Origin of the sequence: Cellulomonas sp. (genome assembly GCF_017744555.1) — a bacterium.
Classification (GTDB): domain Bacteria; phylum Actinomycetota; class Actinomycetes; order Actinomycetales; family Cellulomonadaceae; genus Cellulomonas.
This window is the reverse complement of the sequence record NZ_JAGIBD010000095.1, coordinates 1-1,782: the sequence shown is the minus strand read 5'-3', so window position 1 is coordinate 1,782 and position 1,782 is coordinate 1. Positions and strand designations below refer to the sequence as shown.

2 protein-coding genes are annotated in these 1,782 nt (G+C 77.9%); one reads left to right on the top strand and one right to left on the bottom strand.

Going from position 1 to position 1,782, the window contains the following annotated elements; translation table 11 throughout:
- A partial coding sequence (locus J7523_RS20285) for an acyl-CoA thioesterase (protein ID WP_291890588.1) occupies nt 1-313 on the bottom strand: 313 nt, incomplete at its 3' end.
- 168 nt (nt 314-481) lie between these two features.
- On the opposite strand from J7523_RS20285, the gene J7523_RS20280 reads away from it, so the two are divergent.
- Nucleotides 482-1,561 carry an aminotransferase class V-fold PLP-dependent enzyme gene (locus J7523_RS20280; RefSeq protein ID WP_291890586.1) on the top strand — a complete coding sequence of 360 codons (1,080 nt, stop codon included), beginning with the start codon at nt 482-484 and terminating at the stop codon, nt 1,559-1,561.
- Nucleotides 1,562-1,782 lie beyond the last annotated feature (221 nt).

Here is a 1,782-nt window from a genome sequence, read left to right as displayed (position 1 = left end):
CCTCGTACGCGAAGTCGACCGACGACCGACCCAGGCGCGGCACCCACACCTCGACGACGACGGGCGCGAGCCGGAACCGGATGGGTGCGACGTAGTCGATCTCGTGCTTGACGACCACCAGCAGCGACGCGGTCATGGCACCGGCCTCGTCGACGCCCATGCGCGGGAAGAGCGTGAACCGCGCGTCGTCGAGGTACCGCAGGAACGCCGCGTTGTTGACGTGGCCGAACAGGTCGACGTCCGACCACCGCACCTGCATGACGACGCGGCCGCGCGCGCCGTCCTCCGCCCCGGCTCGTCCGCTCACGTCCACGCCCCCACGCTACCCACCGCCGGGGCGCCGGCCCTCGGGCGCCGACCCCGTCGTCCGTCGCGTGCCCGACGCCCGGGCGGCGACCGGTCACGGGGTCGGCGGCCCGTCCCGGCCGGACGACGGTCCGGCGTCGTTGTGCGACGAGCGGTGCACCGCGAGGCTGGGTGCATGACGACGTCCGCTCCCCCGCCCCTCGGCCTCGCCGACCTGCGCGCGATGGTCGCGCGCGTGCCCGGTCACCTCGACGCCGCGACGGGCGGGCTGCCGCTCACCGCGACGAGCGACGCGCTGCGGGCAGCGCTCGACGCGTGGGCCGCCGGCGAGGCGACCCCCGCGGGCTACGACGTCGCGGTCGCGGCGTCGCGTGCGGCGTACGCCCGGATCGCGGGGGTCGACGTGAGCCGCGTGGCGCTCGGCGCGCAGACGTCCCCGCTGGTGGGGCTCGTCGCGGCGGCGGTGCCGGACGGTGGTCGGGTCGTCGTCGCGGAGGACGACTTCACGTCGGTCACGTACCCGTTCCTCGCGCACGCCGACCGCGGGGTGACCGTGCGGGCGGTGCCGGTCGGGCACCTGCCCGAGGCGGCCGCCGACGGCTGCGACGTCGTCGCGACGTCGCTCGTGCAGTCGCGCGACGGGCGCGTCGCCGACGTCGGGGCCGTGCGCGCCGCGGCCGCGCAGGTCGGTGCGGTCAGCCTCGTCGACGTCACGCAGGCGGCCGGCTGGCTGCCGCTCGTGCCCGCACCGGCGGACCACGCGGACGTCACGGTGTGCTCGGCGTACAAGTGGCTGTGCGCGCCGCGCGGCACGGCGTTCGCGACGACGACGCCCGCCGCGGCCGCCCGGCTGCGGCCGCTCGCGGCCAACTGGTACGCGGGCGACGACCCGTGGGCGTCCGTCTACGGCACGGACATGCGGCTCGCGGTGGACGGCCGCCGGTTCGACACGTCCCCCGCGTGGCTGAGCTGGGTCGGCGCGGCGCCCGCGCTGGACGCGTTCGCGCGCGTCGACGTGGCCGCGGTGCACGCGCACGACGTGGGGCTCGCCGACGCGCTGCGCACGCGGCTGGGCCTGGAGCCCGCCGGGTCGGCGATCGTGTCGCTGCCCGACCCCGACGGCACGGTGCGCGCGCGGCTCGACGCGGCCGGGCTGCGCGTCGCGGGCCGCGGCGGCGGCGTCCGGCTCGCGTTCCACGTCTGGAACGACGCCGACGACGTCGATCGCGTGGTCGCCGCGCTCGACGCGGCCTGACCGCGCGCCGACGGCGCCTACGCTCGACGGCAGCCGCCGACCCCGGGAGCACCGTGCCGCACCACCACCACCCACCGACCGTCACGGTGCTGACCGGCGCGGGGATCTCGACGTCGTCGGGCGTGCCCGACTTCCGCGGGCCGCAGGGCGTGTGGACGCGGGACCCGGCCGCGGCCGAGCTGCTCGAGATCGACCGGTACGTGCGCGACGCGGGCGTCCGC

Bases quoted from the DNA above. Each gene is read 5' to 3' on its own strand.
- J7523_RS20280 (WP_291890586.1), top strand. From the start codon at position 482: ATGACGACGTCCGCTCCCCCGCCCCTCGGCCTCGCCGACCTGCGCGCG.